This is a genomic window from Streptomyces sp. SAI-135 (assembly GCF_029893805.1).
Taxonomy (GTDB): Bacteria; Actinomycetota; Actinomycetes; order Streptomycetales; family Streptomycetaceae; genus Streptomyces.
This window is the reverse complement of sequence record NZ_JARXYP010000002.1, coordinates 1194271-1213233: the sequence shown is the minus strand read 5'-3', so window position 1 is coordinate 1213233 and position 18963 is coordinate 1194271. Positions and strand designations below refer to the sequence as shown.

The following is an 18963-nucleotide window of genomic DNA, read 5'->3' as shown; positions in this document are numbered from 1 at the left end:
CGAATGCGCCCCCGCCGCCGCGCCCCGGTGCGACCCCAGGGTGCCTTTGAGGCTCTCAAAGGTGTGTTTATGCAGGTGAGAAGGGTGCGGAAGGTGTCTATGATCGAGACATCGGCCGCGCGACGCGCCGTCGGCGCGCAGTGTTAGGAGCCCCGCCGTGAGCACCCCTCAGCAGACCCGACCCGGCGACACCCTCGACATCGACCACAGCGACACCGCCTACCGCGGCTGGCTGAAAGAAGCCGTCCGCAAGGTCCAGGCGGATGCCAACCGCTCGGCCGACACGCACCTCCTGCGCTTCCCGCTCCCGGAGCAGTGGGGCATCGACCTGTACCTCAAGGACGAGTCGACCCACCCCACCGGCAGCCTCAAGCACCGCCTCGCCCGCTCCCTGTTCCTCTACGGCCTGTGCAATGGCTGGATCCGGCCGGGCCGCCCGGTGATCGAGGCGTCCAGCGGCTCCACCGCCGTGTCCGAGGCGTACTTCGCGAAGCTGATCGGCGTGCCCTTCATCGCGGTCATGCCCCGCACGACGAGTGCGGAGAAGATCCGCCTCATCGAGTTCCACGGCGGCCGGTGCCACTTCGTGGACGACCCGCGCACCATGTACGAGGAGTCCGCCCGCCTCGCGGTGGAGACGGGCGGCCACTACATGGACCAGTTCACCTACGCGGAACGGGCCACGGACTGGCGCGGCAACAACAACATCGCCGAATCCATCTTCCGGCAACTGGAGTTGGAGCGTTTCCCGGAGCCCGCGTGGATCGTCGCCACGGCCGGCACCGGCGGCACCTCGGCGACCATTGCCCGGTACGTCCACTACATGCAGCACGACACCCGCATCTGTGTGGCCGATCCGGAGAATTCCTGTTTCTTCGAGGGCTGGAGCACCGGCGATCCGGACGTCACGTGCGACTGCGGCTCGCGGATCGAGGGCATCGGCCGGCCGCGCATGGAGCCGAGCTTCGTGCCCGGGGCGATCGACCGCATGATGAAGGTCCCGGACGCGGCCAGCGTCGCCGCCGTGCGCGCGCTGGAGCGGGCCATCGGGCGACGTGCGGGCGGCTCGACCGGCACCGGGCTGTGGAGCGCGCTGAAGATCATCGCCGAGATGGTGGCCGAGGGGCGGCGCGGGAGTGTCGTCACCCTCCTCTGCGATCCCGGCGACCGGTACCTGGACAAGTACTACTCGGACGCGTGGCTGGCCGAGCAGGGCCTGGACATCGAGCCGTACACGGCGGCGATCGCCGCCCTGCTGGAGACGGGTGTCTGGCCCGGCCGGATCGGCACCGGCACCCCTTAGGCGAGGTGCACAGCGCTCTCGACGGCCTCACGGCCCGTCACGGGGATGCGGAACGCCGTCCCAGCGCCCTCCTCCGGGCCGATCACGCCCCCTGCGCCCGCGAGTCCGCGCCGGAACGCCCGGGGCCCCCGGGGCAGGGACGGGCAACTTGCAGGCGTCGCTCCAGCGCTGACGTGGGATGCCCGGGAGGCAGGGCGAGCGTCCCGCGGGCGTGGCTTCGGCGCCGACGTGGGACAGCCGGGAGGCAGGGCGAGCGTCCCGCTGGCGTTGCTTCGGCTCCGACGTGGGATAGCCGGGGGCAGGGGCGCGCCTCGTGCTGGCGTTGCTTCGGCTCCGACGTGGGATAGCCGGGGGCAGGGGCGCGCGTCCCGCAGGCGTTGCTCCGGCGTCAACGCATGATGGCCGGAAGGCAGAAGCGGGCAGCCCGCAAGCGTCGCTCCGGCGTCGGCGCAGGACGACCGGCCTGCCGACCAGACGGCCGGACGGGCCGCACGATTTCGACGGGGACCTTTCACGGGCCCGCCCGTCAGCAGCCGAGGACCCCGGCTACACCCTCCGCGTCGCCAGCCGTCGGTCCAGGGTGCGGACCGCGTCCCGGAAGGCCCGCCCCAGTCCGGCCCGCCCGACCTTCGCGACCAGTCGGAACGCGGCCGTGCCGTCCACCGCGAACGTCCAGCGCACCTGGGTGCCCGCCCCGGCGGGGGTGAGCCGCCACTCCTCGGCGATGGCGCGGGCACCGGGCGCGTTGGCCACGTCGACCCGGTAGGCGTACACCTCCGGCTCCTCGGCCGCGATGATCGTCTCCTGGAAACGGCCGCCGCCCTTGAGGTGGATCTCCCGGGTCGAGCCGTCCCCGGTCGAGCGGGCCAGCGTCACCGCGGCGAACCATTCCTCCCAGCCCGGCACGTCCTCCGCGAGCGCCCGGTAGACCGCCTCGGGCGGAGCCGACATCTCCTGCACGAACACCATCCGTACGGGCGCGGTCTCGATGAAGTCGAGCCCCACCTCGCGCAGTTGGTGAGCCATGGACAACCCCCAAGTGTGAACGGGAGGGTCACCCTAGCTGGCGCTCCGTCAGATGTCTGTACCGTCAACGGACTCGCCCGCCACGACCAGCCGCCGCAGATGCTCGGAGACCTCCGCGCGCGCCGACGCCGGCAGCCCCGCGTCGGTCACCAGCGTGTCGACCTGATCCAGCGAGGCGAACGAACTCAGGCCCACGGTGCCCCACTTGGTGTGGTCGGCGACCACCACGACCCGCCGCGCCGACTGCACGAGCCGCCGGTTGGTCTCGGCCTCCGCGAGGTTCGGCGTCGACAGGCCGGCCTCGACCGATATCCCGTGCACACCGAGGAAGAGGACGTCGAAGTGCAGCGCCCCGATCGCCTGGTCGGCCACCGGCCCCACCAGCGAGTCGGAAGGCGTACGCACACCACCGGTCAGCACGACCGTCGCCGCGCCCTGACGGGGACCCGTGGTGCGCTGGGCCGCGTGGAAGACGTCGGCCACCCGCACCGAGTTGGTCACGACGGTCAGGTCCGGCACGTCGAGCAGGTGGTGGGCCAGTGCGTACGTCGTCGTACCGCCCGACAGGGCGATCGCGGTGCCCGGGGCGACCAGCTCGGCCGCGGACCGCGCGATGTCCTCCTTGGCGGTCAGCTCCAGACCCGACTTCGCCTCGAAGCCAGGCTCGTGGGTGCTCGCCTCCACCACCGGGACGGCGCCGCCGTGCACCTTCTCCAGCACGCCCTGGCGGGCCAGCGCGTCGAGATCACGCCGTACCGTCATGTCCGACACGCCGAGCTTGCGGGTCAGCTCGTTGACGCGCACCCCGCCTCGGCGCCGGACCTCGTCCAGGATCAGGGCGCGCCGCTGCTCCGCGAGGAGGTTCTGATTCTCACTCACGTACGCTCCGGTCCTTTCGCCTGGGGCTGTCCGACACGCCCTGCGCACCCACTCCCACAAGCACATTTTGCCCGTCCCTGGTGCGAGGGACGTCCCATACTCGCACGCGCCCCCACCGGGAGCGCCACTGACCGCCCCGTCGCGCTCGTGCCACCGGGGCGACAGCCGGGCCCGCGCCCACGACCGGATCGGGGAGATTCCGTGACGAGTGGTGTGCGCGACGCGCCGAGAGGAGATCCTGGTGCCCGCACGGACAGATGCCGACGGCGCGTCACGGGGGAAGTGCGAGAACAGTGGAACGAGTCACGACCACGGGAGCGGACGGCTCGACCGCCCGGCCCGACGAATCCGGAACCGCCCTGGAACTCCTGGTCCACGGAGTGGGCGGCACCACGCCGGAGAAGATGCTCGACGATCCGCGCACGGTGCGGATCACCGGCGACGACATCGCGGCCGTCTTCCGGCGCGCCGACGACGTCGACGCCGAGAAGAGACCACGCGACGCCCGCACCGGACCGGTGCCCGAGGCGTACGTCTGGTGCAACCTCACTTCAGGCAACGGCACCCGCGCCCTGTGGCTGCTGTTGCTGCCGTTCATGGTGGTCAACCTCGCCCACTGGATGCGTCCCACGGCACGCGGCCGCAAACGGACCGTGCGTCTCTACGGCCTGCTGGTACGGCTCGCCGGCCTGACCCTGACCGTCCTGCTGGTCGCCGCCGCCTGCGAGGTCGCCCTGGACCTCGCGGCCTGGCAGTGCGCGGGCACGCGCGCGTGCGCCGAGTCGCACACCTGGCTCGGCTTCCTGTCGCCCGACGTGTCGGACGGCGGCTGGTGGAGCAGGCCGGGCCGCCGCCTCGCCCTCGCCGCCCTGGTCCCGGCCGCGCTGACCGGCCTGCTCTGGTACCTGTCCCACCGCACCTGGAGCGCCTACGAGTCCCAGCAGCCCATGTCCCGCCCCGGCGAGCCCGAGGAGGACCCCGGCCGCACCGCGCTCGGCCGGCCCGGCTTCTGGTACGGCCGCCGACTGGTCGCCCGCCTTCGGGCCGCGCACACCGCCGCGGGCCTGCTGACGATCGCCGCCGCGGTCAGCTCCATGGCGGCCCGCCACGACCGCGCCCCGGGCGGCCCCGCCCTCCTCGACACGCTCGGCCGGCTCCTGCAGGCCGGTCTCGTCGCCTCCGCGGTCGCCGTCGTCTGGGTGGTGTGCCGCCGCGGCCGCAGCGAGAGGTACCTCGACCGGCAGCTCGACGAGCATCTGGTACGGCGCCTCCCGCTCGCCGCGCTGCTCCTGCTCGCCCTCGCCGCGGTGTACGCCGGGTGGGAGCGGCCGGGGTGGCAGTCGCACGGCCGGCTGTCCGGGGACGCCACCTTCGGCGGCATCGCCTTCGTGCAGGGCCTCCTGGTCGTCGCCCTGGCCCTGGTCGCCCACCTGCTGTACCGCACGCATCCCGACCCGCGCGCCGCGATGCGCGGCCTGGCCGGACCCGCCGTCGCGACGCTGGCCTGCGCCCTGGGCGGCGTGATGTCCGGCGGCGTCTCGCAGCGCGTGGCGGACTGGCTGGACGGCACCGGTGCCACCATCCCCGGCCCGCCGGTCCTGCTGACCTGGCAGGCATCCGTGATCCCGCTGGTCCTCCTCGTGGTGCTGGGCCACTGCGCCTGGCTCGGCCGCCGCACCTGGCGCTCCGGCCGGGCCCAACTGGGCACCGTCGAGAGCGAGTACCCCGGGGAGCCCAAGGACGCGGCACGCACCCGCCGCATCGCCCGCACCCGCGCGATGGCGGCGCTCACGGACCGGGGACCCCGCCTGCTCGGCGTGACGTCGGCCAGCACCCTGCTCCTCGGCGCCGGCGCCCTCGTCGGCGCCCTCACCTCCCACAAGACCCCGGCCAGGGCCGCCGAGGGGGCGTACGCCTTCGTGCAGAGCGCCGCCGACACCGCGCAGGCCCTCGGCTCCTGGCTGATCGGCCTCGGCTTCCTGCTGTTCGTCACCTGGGGCCGCCGCGCCTACAAGGACCCCTCGGCACGCCGGACCATCGGCATCCTCTGGGACGTGGGCACCTTCTGGCCGCGCGCCGCCCACCCCTTCGCCCCGCCCTGCTACGCCGAGCGCGCGGTACCGGACCTGACCTGGCGGATCGCGACCTGGGTCCGCGCCACGCGCGGACGCCTGGTCATCTCCGGACACTCCCAGGGCAGCGTGCTGGCGGCCGCCGCGGCCTGGCAGCTGGAGCCCTCGGTCCGCGGGAGGGTCGCCCTGCTCACCTACGGCTCCCCGCTGGAGCGCCTGTACGGCCGCTGGTTCCCGGCCCACTTCGGCCCGGCCGCGCTCACCGCCCTGCACCACGACGTGGACTGCTGGCGCAACCTCCACCGGCTCACCGACCCGATCGGCGGCCCGGTCCGGCTGCCCGGCGACTGCGGACCGGAGGTGGACCGGGAGCCCCTCAAGGATCCGCTCGCCTACGGCCGCACCGAGCAGCACCCGCTGCCCGCGCCGATCCTCGGCCACTCCGACTACCAGGCCGACCCGGTCTTCGCCGAGGAGCGGGCGAGACTGCTGGGCCGGCTCCAGCCGGACGTCCCCGGGCCGCGCTCTCAGGACGACCCGGGCAGATCCTCGGCGTAGAGCAGGGTCAGATCGTCCGTGGTCGGGTCGTCCACCTGGGCGACCCGGCTCGCGTGCCGCTCCACCATCGCCTCGAAGGTCTGGCGTGCGGTACGGCCGTTGCCGAAGGCGGGGCCCTTGGGCAGCGCGGTGAAATACCTCAGCAGGGCCTCCGCGGCGCCCGGCGCCAGCCTGTACTCGTGCTCCTCGGCCTGCTGCTCCACGATGCTGAGCAGTTCCTCGGGGTTGTAGTCGCTGAAGGTGATGGTCCGTGAGAAACGGGACGCCACACCCGGGTTGACCGACAGGAACCGCTCCATCTCGGCGGTGTAGCCCGCGACGATCACCACGACCGCGTCCCGGTGGTCCTCCATCAGCTTCACCAGCGTGTCGATGGCCTCCTTGCCGAAGTCCCGGCCCGAGTCCTCCGGCGACAGCGCGTACGCCTCGTCGATGAACAGCACTCCGCCGCGCGCCCTGTCGAAGGCCTCCTGGGTGCGGATCGCCGTGGAACCGATGTGCTCACCGACCAGGTCGACACGGGACACCTCGACCAGATGCCCCTTCTCCAGGACACCGAGGGAGGCGAGGATCTCGCCGTAGAGCCGGGCGACCGTGGTCTTGCCGGTGCCCGGGGAGCCGGTGAAGACCAGGTGGCGCTTGACGGACGCGGCCTTCAGACCCGCCTGCTGGCGGCGCCGGCCCACCTCGATCATGTCGGTGAGCGCCCGCACCTCCCGCTTGACGCTGTCCAGACCCACCAGGGCGTCGAGTTCGCCCAGGACGTCCTTGGACGTGCGCGCGGGCTGCTCCGGCACGACGTGGGCGGCCGGCGGTTCCTGCTCGGCGGCACGCTGCCCGGGGATCGAACCCAGCAGACCGGGGGAGCGGACCTCGGTCTGAACGGCCGTCTCCCGCGCCGCGGGCGGGGTGACGCCGCCGCTCTCGTCGCTCGTGCAGTCCTCGACGACGGGACCGGCTCCGGCGGCCGCGTCCGGGGCGTCCGCGAACTCGTAGCCCCCACGCGCGCAACGCTCCGTGCGGCACTTCCTGAGGGTCGTACGGCAGCCGTCTATCACATGGAAGCCGTACCCGCCGCTGCCCGTCACCCGGCAGTTCAGGAAGCTGCCGCGGCCGCCCGCCGACACGTAGAAGCCCGCTTCCGCGGGGGAGTCGACCGTGCAGCGCTCGATCGTGGGGTCGGCGCCCTTGGTGACGATCACACCGGTCTGGGTGCCGTCCACCGTGCAGCTGTTGAGGGTGCCGCCGCTGCCGTGGTCGCGGAACCAGGCGCCGGTCGCCGCGTCCCGGATCCGGCAGTCGTCGAGCTGCGCGGTGGCCCCGTCGCTCACCGAGACGGCGGTGTTGCGCACCTGCGAGATGTCGCTGTCGACGACGTCCGCGCGCGAGCCCCGGTCCAGGACGAACAGGGCGTCCGGCACGTCGTGCACCCGGCAGGAGTCCAGTACGGCGGTGGCGCCGTCACTGACCCACACGGCCGGGTAGTCGCCCGTGCTGTCGAAGATCTCGCACTGGTTGGCGTCCACGCGGGTGCCCGGATCCCACACCGACAGGCCGTTGCGCCCGAACTGACGGACCGTCGTGCGGGTCAGGGTGAGCACGGACCGGGAGCGCAGGTCGACCGCGTTCTCCGGGATGTCGTGGATCCGGCAGTCGGCCAGGGTCAGCACCGCGTCGGTGTCGAGCGTGACGCCGTCGGCGGTGGTGCGGTGCACATCGCAGTCGGTGAGGTGCGCGGTGGCCCGGCCGGTGATCTGGACGCCGCTGCCGCGGACCTCGTAGACCTCGCAACCCACGGCCTCCAGCGCGGAGTTCTCGCCGGTGGCCGCCAGTCCCGCGCCCGCGGTGTGGTGGATGCGGCAGCGCTCCAGGCGAGGGTGGGCGCCGCCGCGCACCGCGACGCCGGACTGGCCGGCCGCCACGATCTCGCACTCCTCGAACACCCCGCCCGCACCGTCCAGTACGGCGATGCCGATGCCGGCCGGGTTGTCGACGGTGCAGCGCCGCACGGTCGGGCGGGCGCCGCCGCGGACCTCTATGCCGGCCGCGGAACGGGTGACGACCCGGATGTCGGCGAGCTCGGGCGTGCCCTCCTCGACGAGCAGGGCGGGTGCCGCCGCGTCCTGGCCCTCCACATGGAGGTCCTGCACCACGGCGGAGGCACGCACGGTCAGCGGCACGCCGTCCACGGGCGCGATCCGCACGGAGCCGGGCGAACCCTCGGGCCCGCGCAGGGTCACCGACCGCTGCACGACGAGGTTCTCCCGGTAGGTGCCGGGCGCGATGGTGAGGACGTCCCCGTCCGCCGCGGCCTCCAGGGCTGCGGCGAGCGACGCGTACTCACCCGTGCGGCGCCGCCACCGCGATGTGCCGGTGTGCGTCACCTGGACCGTGCCCTGTGCCATGGCGTTGCCGTGCCCCCACCTCGTAGTACGCGGGTTTGTGCTGCCGAGGAACCTCGGCCGGTCCACCGTAGCGTGCGCGCGGGTGGTGGGTTGACCAGAGCCGTGAGGCCGTCAGCTGCCGGTGCCGGTCCGGCCCCAGTCCGGGCCCGCGCGGTCCCAGGCCTGGTCCCAACGGGTGTACCGGCCACGGACCATGCGCCAGACGGCGAGCCGCCTGCCGCCCTCGATGAGACCCCCGGTCAGCAGGGCCGCCCCGATGCCCGCGAGAACGGCATGGGTGGTGGCGGTCGCGGAGTCCAGCGGCCGGGCCGCCGTGCGGCCGTGCAGGTCCGTCCAGAGCGTGAACCGGTCGCCGCGGTGCGGGGTTTCGAGAGCGGCCATGACCGTGCCGTGACGTGAAGTGCCGTCCGGTGCGGTCCAGTCGGCCACCACCCGGGTGCGCAGATCCCGCCCGGAGGCGGCCTCGGGGTCGGCGTCCAGCGGCGAACGGTCCAGCGGGCGGATCACGGTCGCCGTCACCAGCCGGCGGGTCTCGTGCTGCTCACGGACCGACTGCTGCAACGCGCCCTGGGCCGCGTGCCCGGTGGCCGCGCCGACGACCGGTCCGACGACCAGGATCAGCAGCAGGGCCACAAGGCCGAGCCAGGCCTCGGCCAGGTCGGTCGCGCGGCGCAGCGGGTTGCGCCGCCAACGCCACAGTCCACTGATCGCTCGCACCGTCCGCACCCCCTTCCCGCTCCGTGATAACCCCCGACGGAGTCGTTCACGTGCGGGACCGGCCGAAGAGAGAGCGAAATCACCTGCGGCCGGGTCCTCTCATGAACTCCTCATGAAAGCCCCAACGTGCGTGCCCCCGCGTGGTGTTCCCGCGGCCCTGGACGGGACGGATCTTTGGCGGAGCTCTGTCCGTCGGCCGCCGTGCCGGTCTCCGGCCCTGCGTCCACGGCCTATTCGAGGACCGTCACCGGGTCGCCGACCCGGATCGTGCCGGGGGAGCGGGGCACCAGGTTCTGTCCGAAGACGAGCTTGCTGCCGAAGCGGCGGTGCCGGCCCAGGCTGTGCAGGGGCTCCTTGCCGCGCACGGCCCGGTCCTGGTCGGTGGTGGTCACCACGCACCGCCCGCACATCTTGGCGACCCGGAAGGTGACGTCCCCGATGGCGATGAGCGACCAGTCGTCCTCGGCCCAGGCCTCCGCGCCGCCCACGACGACGTTGGGCCGGAAGCGGTTCATGGGCAGAGGGCCCTCGGAGGCGTGATCGCCCTCGGCGATCAGGGAGTTGAGGGCGTCGAGGGAGGCCGCTGAGGTGAGCAGCAGCGGGTATCCGTCGGCGAAGGTGACGGTCTCGCCCGGCAGCGCGTACTCGGGTTCGACCGGGCGGCGGGTGGCGGGGTCGTCCATGTGGACCAGGCGGGTCGGAGCGCCGAGGTACTCGCTGCACCACGCGTGCGCGGCCGCGTCGGCGGGCACCCCCTCCACCTTGTCCCCGAAGAGGTCCAGCGTGACGGTCTCGCCCGGCTCGGGGACCGCCACGGTCAGCGGGTCCGTGCCGGGCGCGGACAGCACGACGCCGCCGGGCATGAGCTCGGCGGCGGCGAGCGCGAGGCGTGGCTGCTGTCGCTGGGTGACGACCTTTCCCCCGTCGTCGACCAGCGCCCAGCGCCGGTCACCGGTCAGCCCCCAGGGCTCCACATCGGCCTCCCGGAGCGGCACAGCCCGGAACGCCTTGACCGGATGGACATGGATCGACAGCAGTTGCGTATTCCCCATGGGGCCATCGTGCCAGGTGGCACCGACAGCCCGGGAGGAATCAGTACCCGCGGTACTGCTGGTTGTTGTACGGGTCCTGGTAGGGGGCCGCCGGAGCGGGCCGGGGAGCCGCGGGGCGCATCGCCTCGTAGCCCGTGCCCATGCCCATGCCGGGGCCGACCGGTCGCTGCTGCTGCGGACCTGGGTACCCGCGGGGCGCGGCGGCCTGCTGCGGGATGTAGGCGCCGGGGGCCTGCTGCAGCGGGGAGGGCTGCTGCGCCTGCGGGTAGCCGTAGGAGGAGTGGGAGGGGCCCGCGGGGAGAGCGGGCAGTGCGGACGGGAGCGCCGGCAGATGGCTGGCCGGGACGTCGTACGCGGCCGGGACCCGGATCGGGGCGATCTGCGGGGTGCCCCGCTCGGCCACGAGTGAGTCGTAGATCGGAGTGTCCGGGAAGGAGGCGGAGTAGTAGCCGCCGCCATAAGTGGAGCGGGGGGAGGTCATGGCACATAAGTTAAGCCCACGATGTGCTGGTTGGGGAGACCGATAAGAGGGTTGTTTTCCGTGTCGGCAGTGGTGTGGGATCCCCAATGCGAGCGAACTCGGCAAAAAAGGACGCCAATCCAGGTCCCATCCTTGTAAAGGCCGAGTTCCAAGGGGGTTACCGGGGGTTGGCCGGCGATCTTCCTGTACGCGGGATGGGAGTTCGCTGTCCCGGAGGAATAGGTTGAGCGGGTAGAACTCGAAGGGCCGCCGGGGCGCGTCCTGGCCTGCCGACACCCGATGGGGGCGGACATGTCAATGTCGAAAGGTGCGAACGCTCCGGTGCCCACGACGGCACTGCGCGTCGAATTGGGCTGGCGCACCGGCCCCGGAGTCCCCGACGCGGACGCGTCGGCCCTGCTCCTCGTCGGCGGAAAGGTCCGTTCGGACGCCGACTTCGTCTTCTACAACCAGCCGCAGCATGCCTCCGGGGCCGTCCGCCACGAGGGCAAACGCACCGACGCGGGCCGGGTGACCGACACCCTGCTCGTCGATCTCGCACGCGTGGAGCCGTCCGTGGAGACCGTCGTCCTCGCCGCTTCCGCGGACGGCGGGACCTTCGCGCGTATCCCGGATCTTTACATCGAGGTGCGGGATGCGGCGCGGGGAACGGTGGCAGCGCGGTTCGACAGTGCGGGAGCGACCGTAGAAACCGCTTTCGTACTCGGGGAGTTCTATCGGCGTCAGGGCGCGTGGAAATTCCGTGCCGTCGGTCAGGGCTACGACAGCGGACTGGAAGGGCTGGCAACGGACTTCGGTATCACCGTCGACGAACCCCAGCCGGCGGCACCTGTCGCGCCCCCGCCCACCCCCGCTGCGCAACCGGTCCGTCTTTCCAAGGTCACGTTGACCAAGTCGGCTCCGTCCGTCTCCCTCGCCAAACAGGGCGGCACCTCGGGCGCGATGCGCGTGAACCTCAACTGGCAGGTGCGCAAACAGTTCTCGGGCTGGGGCAGCAAACGCGGCCGCGCGGTGGCCATGCACGCCGACCTCGACCTCGACCTGTGCGCCCTGTACGAACTCACCGACGGCCGCAAGGGAGTCGTCCAGGCGCTGGGCAACGCCTATGGAGCCCTGCACCAGCCGCCGTACATCCACCTCGACGGCGACGACCGCACCGGTGCCGTCGCGAACGGCGAGAACCTCACCGTCAACCTCGACCACAAGCGGGACTTCCGGCGCATCCTCGTCTTCGTCACCATCTACGAGGGCGCGCGCTCCTTCGCCGACCTGCACGCCACGGTCACCCTCCAGCCGCAGCACGGCGCCCCGATCGACTTCTCCCTCGACGAGTGCACGGTGCCCTCCACGGTGTGCGCGCTGGCCCTGATCACCAGTACCGGCGACGACCTGGTCGTCCAGCGCGAGGCCCGCTACCTGGTGCCCGAGCGCGGGGTGAGTCCGCAGCGGACGGTGGACCAGGTCTACGGCTGGGGCATGAACTGGACACCGGGGCGCAAGTGAGACCTCAGTGCTCCTCGCCGACGACGGCGTCCGGGCGCGTGTAGGTGCGGCCCTTCCAGGCCGCGCCGCGCCCTCGGTAGTGCTGCACCGCCGAGTCGACCGTCATGAGGAGGTAGAGGAACGCGGTGAACGGCAGCAGGGGAGCGAGCCACAGCGGCTGCCGGTAGTAGCGGAGCATCGGGACGTACGTGCCCGTCATGACCAGCCACGCGAGAGCACCGGGCACCACGGTCGCCGCACTCCCCGCCGCCGCTCCCGTGACGACGGCGACCGGTGGCACCAGGTAGACCAGCGCGAGTCCGAGGACGGTTCCGAACAGCACCAGGGGGTTGTGGCGGAGCTGGGCGTAGGCGCTGCGCGACACCATGCGCCACAGGTCGTGCAGCCGGGGGTAGGGGCGCACACTGTCCACCCGTTCCGCCAGGCCCAGCCAGATGTGGCCGCCGCCGCCCTTGACGGCCCGCGCGAGGGCCACGTCGTCGATGACGGCGTGCCGGATGGCGTCCGGGATCCGCGCCCGCTCGGCGGTCTCGGCGCGCAGCAGCACACAGCCGCCCGCCGCGGCCGCCGTGCGCGCACCCCTGCTGCCGATCCGGCGGAACGGATAGAGCTGCGCGAAGAAGTAGACGAACGCCGGCACCACGAGCCGCTCCCACAGGCTCTCCACGCGCAGCCGCGCCATCTGCGAGACGAGGTCGAAGCCCCCGGCGTGCGCGGCGGCCACCAGCCGCCGCAGGCTGTCCGGCTCGTGGGCGATGTCGGCGTCCGTCAGCAGCAGGTACTCGGGCCCACGCGCGCGTGCCAGGCCGACGCCATGGCGTACGGCCCACAGCTTGCCCGTCCAGCCCGCGGGCGGTTCCCCCGGTGAGGACACGGTCAGGGGCAGTCCGCCGTACCGGCCCGCCAGGTCGCGTGCGAGGGCTCCGGTGCCGTCCGTGCTGCCGTCGTCGACGAGGAAGACCTCCGCCCGCCCCGGATACTCCTGGGCCAGCAGGGAGGGAAGGCTCGCGGGCAGCACCCCGGCCTCGTCGCGGGCCGGCACCACCACGGCCACGAAGGGCCAGGTCGCCGGATCCCGCTGCGGCGGGAGTCTCACGTCCGTGCGCCAGAAGAAGCCCTGGCAGAGCAGCAGCCACAGCCAGGCGGCGAGGGATACGGCGGCAGTCCACGCGATGGCGCTCACGCGCGCAGTCTGCCCCACGGAACCGGCCCCCAGGGGCTCATCGTCTATCGTGGCCGGGTGAAGATCGCGCTCTTGGACTCCGGAATCGGTCTGCTGGCGGCCACCGCCGCGGTACGGCGACTGCGCCCCGACGCCGATCTCGTGCTCTCCCTCGACCCCGACGGCATGCCGTGGGGTCCCCGGACCCCGGACGACATCGTCGGGCGCGCCCTCACCCTCGCCGAGGCCGCCGCCGCGCACGGCCCCGAGGCCCTGATCATCGGCTGCAACACCGCCACCGTGCACGCCCTGACCGCCCTGCGCGCCCGTCTCGAACCCGAGCTGCCGGTCATCGGCACGGTGCCCGCGATCAAGCCCGCCGCGGCGGCCGGCGGCCCCTTCGCCATCTGGGCGACCCCCGCCACCACCGGCAGCCCGTACCAGCGCGGTCTCCTCGCGGAGTTCGCCGACGGGGTGCCGGCCACCGAGGTGCCGTGCCACGGCCTGGCCGAGGCGGTGGAGCATGCCGACGAGGCGGCCATCGACGCCGCTGTCGCCGCGGCCGCCGCCCTGACCCCCGCGGACGTGACGACCGTCGTGCTGGGCTGCACCCACTACGAACTCGTCGCCGAGCGCATCCGCGCCGCCGTGCAGCGCCCCGGTCGTGCCCCGCTCGTCCTGCACGGCTCCGCCGGTGCGGTCGCGGCTCAGGCGTTGCGCCGGATCGGTGAGCGGCCCGCGCCGGACGCCGCGGCCACCGGCACGCTGACGGTGCTGCTGAGCGGGCGTGAGGGTGCGGGGCTGCCCGTGCCGGCCATGTCCTACGCGGAGGGCAGGCTCCTCAGGGCGGCCACGCCGGCCCGCTGACCCGCGCGGGCGGCCGAAAGTCACGCGCGGAGCAGTCACTCTGCGCGACGAGGTACCCGCACGGCGAAACCTGAGTAACCTCGTAGGCATGAGGGACCACCCCCACGAGCAGACCCTGCACCACACCGATGTCTGGACCGGCCGCGCCTCCAACCGGATCCAGTGGCTGCTGGCGCTCGCGGGCGCCGCGATCGTGGCACTCGGCATCGAGCTCGCCGTCGACTCGGCGTGGACCTCCGGCGTCGCCCCGCTGGTCATGGCCGTGGTCGGCTGCATCGCGGCCGGGCTGCTGGTCCTCTTCCTCACGCTCGCCTTCGTGCATGTCGCCCTCAAGGTCGACATGGACTCCCTGGAGGTGCGCTGCGGCCACATCGGTGTGCCGCGCCGCCGGATCCCGCTGGCCCATGTCGCAGGAGCGGAGTTCGTCCCGCACGTCACCCCCCGGCAGTGGGGCGGCTGGGGCTACCGCTGGCGGCCCGAGAAGGGCACCGCCGTCGTCGTACGCCGTGGTGAGGGCGTGGTCCTGCAGCTGTGGGACGGCCACACGTTCACGGTCACCGTGGACGACGCGGAGGCCGCCGTACGCATCATCCGCGACCGGCTGCGGCCCGGGGCATCGGGCCCGCGACGCTGAGACCGGGGCGGTCGCTCACCTGTGGAGCGCCTCGTCGGCCAGGGGGTGGGCCGTCGTCAGGCCCGCCAGGAACCCGACGCCCACCGACACCATCGTGAAGCTCAGCGCGTTGCCGACCGCGGCGATCGCCGCCAGCGCCGTCAGGGCCGCGCCCGCGGTGAGGACGACCGGCGTGGGGCGGGGGGAGCGCCACAGCGCGTACAGCAGCCAGCAGAAGGCCGCCGCCAGCAGCAGCACCCCGGTCACGCCCTGCTCGGCGGCCATCTGAAGCGGTGCCGAGTGCGGTTTGCCGTCGGGCGGCAGGGACTGGGCCGCCGTCGTGCTGAGCTCCCCGAAGCGGCCCGGACCCACGCCGAGGGCGGTGTCCTGGCGGGCCAGGTGGAGGGCGTCGTGCCACAGACCGATCCGGTGCGGGGTGAGCCGGCCGCGCAGCGACTCGGCGAGCCCGTCCGGTACCGCGTCCCCGGCCACCGCCCAGGTCAGGCCGGTCACCGTGGTCGCGGCGAGGGCGAGACCGGCGATGCCGGGACCGCGGTGGCGCATCCGGCCCGCGGCGAGCGAGCACAACAGCACCGCGGTACAGGTGACCAGACCGGACACCGAGCCCAGTGCGGCCGATGCCACCGCGATGCCGACGGCCAGCAGCCGCAGCAGGACGCGCGCGACAGGAGAGCCGGTGGTCCAGGCGGCGCAGCACGCGGCACCCGTGGCGAGCGTCAGCAGAGCGGCGGTGGCGCCCGCGTGCCCGAGCGGACCGACGATCTCCGGTCCGGGCGCGAGACGGGGGAGCCCCATCGTCAGGCCCAGTCCGGCCAGTGCGGCGGCGCACGGGGCGGCGACCGGCACCAGCGCCCCCGAGATGCGGCCGGCGGCGTACCCCGCGGCGACGGCCAGCAGGGCGAGCAGCACGCCCTCCGGGCGTCCGCCGTGTGCGGCCGCGGTGATCAGCGACCAGGCGGCACAGGCGCCGAGCACCAGGACGCCCACCACGTCGGAAACGTTTCGTCTGTCGCCGTCCGCGTCGGCACCGGCCACAGATGTCACTCCCGTGGAACCCACCCCGCCCCCCGCAACCCCGGTCCCCCGACCTGTGGCCCCTGCCGCCCGGACGCTGTCGGCCCGTACGACGAGGACTCCGGCACACCGTAACCGCTGATGGGCGATTTGTGGACGAGTTGCGCGGGATCCACGCGGCGGGGAGGCGTGAGCGGCGCCCGGGTCACCTGGCGGACCGCGCTGTGGACGCCGAGGTCAACCGCCGTACACTCCCGGAGTGACCGTCACCGCAACTTCCGTGGACGAGTCGGACCGGCTGGAACCGCAGTCCGCGCCCGCCTCCCGCTGGGCCCTCCGGCTCCGCCGACTCGTCCCGGCCGCCGCAGCGGCGCTCTCCGGAGTGCTGCTCTACGTCAGTTTCCCGCCCCGCACCCTGTGGTGGCTGGCCCTGCCCGCCTTCGCCGTCCTCGGCTGGGTGCTGCGCGGCCGTGGCTGGAAGGCGGCGCTCGGTCTCGGCTATCTCTTCGGCCTCGGCTTCCTGCTGCCGCTGCTGGTGTGGACCGGCGTCGAGGTCGGTCCCGGGCCCTGGCTCGCCCTGGTGGCGATCGAGGCGATCTTCGTCGCGCTGGTCGGCGTGGGCATCGCCGCCGTCTCGAAGCTGCCCGGCTCGCCGGTGTGGGCGGCCGCCGTGTGGATCGCGGGAGAAGCGGCACGCGCGCGTGCGCCGTTCAACGGCTTCCCCTGGGGCAAGATCGCGTTCGGTCAGGCCGACGGGGTCTTCCTGCCGCTCGCCGCGGTGGGCGGGACGCCCGTGCTGGGCTTCGCCGTCGTCCTGTGCGGCTTCGGCCTGTACGAGACCGTGCGGCTGCTCGTGGAGCGGCGCGGGACCGGGGCCGTACGGCGTCCGGCCGCGGCCGTGGCCCTCTTGAGCGTGGCCGTGCCCGTGGTCGGGGCGCTCGCCGCCCGGACGCTGGTGAGCGACAGGGCCGAGGACGGCACCGTGACCGTCGCCGCCATCCAGGGCAACGTGCCGCGCGCGGGGCTGGACTTCAACGCCCAGCGGCGGGCGGTGCTCGAGTACCACGCGCGCGAGACCGAGCGGCTGGCCGCCGAGGTGAAGGCCGGCACGATCGCCAAGCCCGACATCGTGCTGTGGCCGGAGAACTCCTCCGACGTCGACCCCTTCACGGACGCGGAGGCGGCCGTGGCCATCGAGCGGGCGGCCAAGGCCATCGACGCCCCGATCTCCGTCGGCGGCGTCGTCGAGCGGGACGGCAAGCTCTACAACGAGCAGATCCTGTGGGACCCGGTCAAGGGCCCCACCGACACCTACGACAAGCGGCAGATCCAGCCGTTCGGTGAGTACCTCCCGCTGCGGGGGCTCGTCGGCGCGATCAACAAGAACTGGACCTCCATGGTCCGCCAGGACTTCAGCCGGGGCACCGAGCCGGGAGTCTTCCGGATGGCCAATGCCGAGGTCGGCCTGGTCACCTGCTACGAGGCCGCGTTCGACTGGGCCGTGCGCTCCGAGGTCACCGACGGCGCGCAGCTCATCTCGGTGCCGAGCAACAACGCGACCTTCGACCGCAGCGAGATGACCTACCAGCAGCTCGCCATGTCCCGGGTGCGTGCCGTGGAGCACAGCCGGACCGTGACCGTGCCGGTGACCAGCGGCGTCAGCGCGATCATCATGCCGGACGGCAGGATCACCCAGAGGACGGGCATGTTCGTGGCCGACTCGCTGGTGCAGAAGGTGCCGCTGAGGTCGACGCAGACCCCGGCGACCCGCCTCGGCACCCTGCCCGAGACGGCCCTGGTGCTGGTCGCGGCGGGCGGGCTCGGCTGGGCGATCGGTGCGGGCGTACGCAGGCGTCGCGCCGACCGGGAAGATCGCTTGAGCCGTGAAGGCGGCCGTTAGGGTCGGTGCATGGCTACTCCTGACTTCATCCGCACCCTGCGGCGTTCCATCGGCCACGACCTCCTCTGGCTGCCCGGCGTCAGCGCCGTCGTCCTGGACGACGAGGGCAGGGTGCTGCTCAACCGCCGCTCGGACAACGGCAAGTGGTCGCTGCTCGGCGGCATCCCGGAACCGGGGGAGCAGCCCGCGGCCTGCGCCGTGCGCGAGGTCGAGGAGGAGACGGGCGTGCGCTGCGTCGTCGAGCGGGTCGTCGTGGTCCAGGCGCTGCGCCCCGTGACGTACGAGAACGGCGACACCTGCCAGTACATGGACATCTCGTTCCGCTGCCGGGCCGTCGGCGGCGAGGCCCGGGTGAACGACGACGAGTCCCTCGAGGTGGGATGGTTCGCGGTGGACGCGCTGCCGGAGCTGAACGAGTTCGGGATGCAGCGGATCAAGCAGGCGCTGATGGACGCACCCACATGGTTTGACCCTACGACTTCCGAATGAAGTATGGGGTGTGACCATATGGGGCTGGGGTCGGGCGCTGCCTAGGGTCGGAGCATGACCGGCAGCAGCGCCCTCCCGGGCCCCCACGCCCCCACACTCGACCTCGGCGGTCGCACCGCCCTCGTCACCGGCGCCGCCGGCGGCATCGGCCGCGCCTGCGCGCTGCGGCTGGCTGCCGCCGGGGCCAAGGTGAGAGCGGTCGACCGGGACGCCGCCGGTCTGGAGGCGCTCACCGAGCGCGCCGCGGGACTGGCGGGCACCGTCGAGCCGCGCGTCCTCGACCTCACCGACCTGGACGCCGCGGAGCACGCCGCCGCGGGCACCGACGTCCTCGTCAACAACGCCGGCATCCAACTGGTGCGCCCCATCGAGGAGTTCCCGCCCGAGGTGTTCCACACGGTGCTCACCGTGATGCTGGAGGCACCGTTCCGCCTGATCCGCGGAGCCCTGCCGCACATGTACGGCCAGGGGTGGGGGCGGATCGTCAACGTGTCCTCGGTGCACGGGCTGCGCGCCTCGCCCTACAAGGCCGCCTATGTGGCCGCCAAACACGGTCTGGAGGGCTTGTCCAAGACGGCCGCCCTCGAAGGCGCCCCCCACGGCGTGACCTCGAACTGTGTGAACCCCGCCTATGTGCGCACCCCACTGGTCGAGCGGCAGATCACCGACCAGTCCCGGGCGCACGGCATCCCCGAGGAGCGGGTGGTGTCCGAGGTGCTGCTCCAGGACAGCGCGCTCAAGCGGCTCATCGAGCCGGAGGAGGTCGCCGAGGCCGTGGCCTATCTGTGCGGCCCGCACACCGCCTTCGTCACCGGCACGTCACTCGTCCTCGACGGCGGCTGGACCGCGCACTGACCGGCACCGGACCGGAGTTTTCCACAGGCCTGACGGGGTGAGCGTG

General features: G+C 73.0%; 16 protein-coding genes. 8 read left to right on the top strand and 8 right to left on the bottom strand.

Translation table 11 applies throughout. The annotated features are described in order from the left end of the window. The first annotated feature begins 157 nt into the window (after positions 1-157). Positions 158-1303, top strand: a complete 1146-nt coding sequence (locus M2163_RS09890) for a PLP-dependent cysteine synthase family protein (RefSeq protein WP_280853168.1) — start codon at positions 158-160, stop codon at positions 1301-1303. A gap of 546 nt (positions 1304-1849) precedes the next feature. Here M2163_RS09890 and M2163_RS09885 read toward each other — a convergent pair. After that, positions 1850-2329: an SRPBCC family protein gene (locus tag M2163_RS09885; protein WP_280854272.1), complete on the bottom strand. Its 480-nt coding sequence runs from the start codon at positions 2327-2329 to the stop codon at positions 1850-1852. Between the two features lie 48 nt (positions 2330-2377). Then, entirely contained in the window at positions 2378-3208 is an 831-nt protein-coding gene (locus M2163_RS09880) for a DeoR/GlpR family DNA-binding transcription regulator (protein ID WP_020118192.1), read from the bottom strand. A gap of 293 nt (positions 3209-3501) precedes the next feature. Between M2163_RS09880 and M2163_RS09875 the strand changes: the two genes are divergently transcribed. Then, positions 3502-5838 (top strand): hypothetical protein, encoded by a 2337-nt coding sequence (locus M2163_RS09875; RefSeq protein ID WP_280853169.1) that lies wholly within the window; start codon positions 3502-3504, stop codon positions 5836-5838. On the opposite strand, the gene M2163_RS09870 is transcribed toward M2163_RS09875, so the two are convergent. The 4 genes from M2163_RS09870 to M2163_RS09855 all read right to left on the bottom strand — a co-directional run bounded on the left by M2163_RS09870 (position 5808) and on the right by M2163_RS09855 (position 10493). Then, positions 5808-8243, bottom strand: coding sequence for a right-handed parallel beta-helix repeat-containing protein (locus M2163_RS09870; protein ID WP_280893763.1), 2436 nt, complete (start codon positions 8241-8243; stop codon positions 5808-5810). The two genes, M2163_RS09875 and M2163_RS09870, sit on opposite strands and share 31 nt — an antisense overlap. 111 nt (positions 8244-8354) lie before the next feature. After that, a complete protein-coding gene (locus M2163_RS09865) occupies positions 8355-8960 on the bottom strand; it encodes a hypothetical protein (RefSeq protein WP_280853171.1) in 606 nt (201 codons plus the stop codon). A gap of 230 nt (positions 8961-9190) precedes the next feature. Continuing rightward, positions 9191-10012, bottom strand: a complete 822-nt coding sequence (locus M2163_RS09860; protein WP_280893762.1) for an MOSC N-terminal beta barrel domain-containing protein — start codon at positions 10010-10012, stop codon at positions 9191-9193. A 40-nt stretch (positions 10013-10052) separates the two neighbouring features. Continuing rightward, positions 10053-10493: a DUF6643 family protein gene (locus M2163_RS09855; protein ID WP_280893761.1), complete on the bottom strand. Its 441-nt coding sequence runs from the start codon at positions 10491-10493 to the stop codon at positions 10053-10055. 297 nt (positions 10494-10790) lie between these two features. Here M2163_RS09855 and M2163_RS09850 point away from each other — a divergent pair, with 297 nt between their 5' ends. Beyond that, on the top strand, positions 10791-11996 hold the full coding sequence (locus M2163_RS09850) for a TerD family protein (protein WP_280897242.1): 1206 nt from the start codon (positions 10791-10793) through the stop codon (positions 11994-11996). 4 nt (positions 11997-12000) lie between these two features. On the opposite strand, the gene M2163_RS09845 is transcribed toward M2163_RS09850, so the two are convergent. Continuing rightward, positions 12001-13197: a glycosyltransferase gene (locus M2163_RS09845; protein ID WP_280893760.1), complete on the bottom strand. Its 1197-nt coding sequence runs from the start codon at positions 13195-13197 to the stop codon at positions 12001-12003. Between the two features lie 39 nt (positions 13198-13236). Between M2163_RS09845 and M2163_RS09840 the strand changes: the two genes are divergently transcribed. Both M2163_RS09840 and M2163_RS09835 read left to right on the top strand, forming a co-directional pair. Then, positions 13237-14025 (top strand): aspartate/glutamate racemase family protein, encoded by a 789-nt coding sequence (locus M2163_RS09840; protein ID WP_280853175.1) that lies wholly within the window; start codon positions 13237-13239, stop codon positions 14023-14025. Between the two features lie 88 nt (positions 14026-14113). Further along, entirely contained in the window at positions 14114-14659 is a 546-nt protein-coding gene (locus M2163_RS09835) for a hypothetical protein (RefSeq protein ID WP_280893759.1), read from the top strand. A 15-nt stretch (positions 14660-14674) separates the two neighbouring features. On the opposite strand, the gene M2163_RS09830 is transcribed toward M2163_RS09835, so the two are convergent. Further along, positions 14675-15694: an O-antigen ligase family protein gene (locus tag M2163_RS09830; protein ID WP_280893758.1), complete on the bottom strand. Its 1020-nt coding sequence runs from the start codon at positions 15692-15694 to the stop codon at positions 14675-14677. A 238-nt stretch (positions 15695-15932) separates the two neighbouring features. Here M2163_RS09830 and lnt point away from each other — a divergent pair, with 238 nt between their 5' ends. Genes lnt through M2163_RS09815 form a run of 3 tightly spaced genes read left to right on the top strand, consistent with a single transcriptional unit; the run spans position 15933 to position 18917 of the window. Next, the gene (gene lnt, locus M2163_RS09825; protein WP_280893757.1) at positions 15933-17573 is read left to right on the top strand and encodes an apolipoprotein N-acyltransferase; all 1641 of its coding nucleotides are present in this window, start codon (positions 15933-15935) and stop codon (positions 17571-17573) included. Between the two features lie 9 nt (positions 17574-17582). Beyond that, complete coding sequence (locus M2163_RS09820; protein ID WP_280853179.1) at positions 17583-18062, top strand: NUDIX domain-containing protein; 480 nt, start codon at positions 17583-17585, stop codon at positions 18060-18062. Between the two features lie 54 nt (positions 18063-18116). Then, positions 18117-18917 carry a 3-hydroxybutyrate dehydrogenase gene (locus tag M2163_RS09815; protein ID WP_280853180.1) on the top strand — a complete coding sequence of 267 codons (801 nt, stop codon included), beginning with the start codon at positions 18117-18119 and terminating at the stop codon, positions 18915-18917. The last annotated feature ends 46 nt before the right edge of the window (positions 18918-18963 follow it).